The organism is Flavobacterium wongokense, assembly GCF_021608265.1.
Taxonomy (GTDB): Bacteria; Bacteroidota; Bacteroidia; order Flavobacteriales; family Flavobacteriaceae; genus Flavobacterium; species Flavobacterium wongokense.
Genome location: NZ_JAKIHP010000020.1, coordinates 1 through 979, shown reverse-complemented (window position 1 = coordinate 979; position 979 = coordinate 1). Strand labels below are relative to the sequence as shown.

At 48.6% G+C, this 979-nt stretch carries 1 protein-coding gene; it reads left to right on the top strand.

Annotation, left to right across the window (positions count from 1 at the left end; genetic code table 11):
• Positions 1-979, top strand: a 979-nt coding sequence (locus L1S31_RS14835) for an FIDD domain-containing protein (RefSeq protein WP_502539615.1), incomplete at both ends; no start/stop codon positions are given.

Sequence of the window (979 nt, the reverse complement as noted above, 5' to 3'; positions counted from 1 at the left end):
GTTCCATTTGATTGTGAACCCTATTCCGATACCAAATGTAAACATTCCTGATTTCGAGCAGTGTGATTACAATGCCCCTACCGGAGCGGAAGTATTTGATTTAGGTTCCTGGATTCCTCAGATAACAGGCCTTTCGGGCGTGACCATAACGTTTTACGACAATCCGGCTGATGCACAGACACAGACCGCTGCACTGCCAAATTTCTATACCAATACCAGCAATCCGCAGCAGATCTGGTTTAACATTGCCGACAATGTAACAGGATGCAACACCACAGGAAGCTTTAACCTGGTTGTAAACCTTTTACCGGTAGCCGTTACACCGCCTGCCATCTTTGAGTGCAGCAACGGTACAGTGCTTACTGCCATATTTGATTTGACGGTAAATGAGGCCGCTATCCGAAATGGTGTTCCCGGGCTTACGGTAAGCTGGTACACCACTCCGGCCGATGCCCAAAGCGGAAACTTCCCTATAGGCTCTCCTTCAACCTACCCTGGAAACGATAACGACATTATCTATGTAAGGGTACAGGATGATGCTACAGGATGTTTCAGCACCACGACACAGTTGCTAAGGGTGACACAGGGACCTCTTGCCGTTACACCGCAGCCATTACAATACTGCGACCCTAACAATGACGGATTCGGTGAGTTTGACCTGAACGATGCTACCGATGAAATTACCGGAGGCCCACTGGCACCGGGTTCAGGGATTTCGGTAAGCTACCATGAAACACCGGATGATGCCAACATAGGCGCCAACCCAATTCCATTGAACATTCCTTACAACAATATTGACCCATGGTCACAAATCCTTTATGTACGTGTGTTCTATACCCTTACGGGATGTGCCAATTATGTCCAGTTGAAATTGAATGTCAACCGAACCCCAGAGGCTACAGAGCCTGCAGATTATCCGCTCTGCGATACCACAGGTGCGGTGCATTTCGAGGCCTTCAACCTGACGACAAGGATTCCG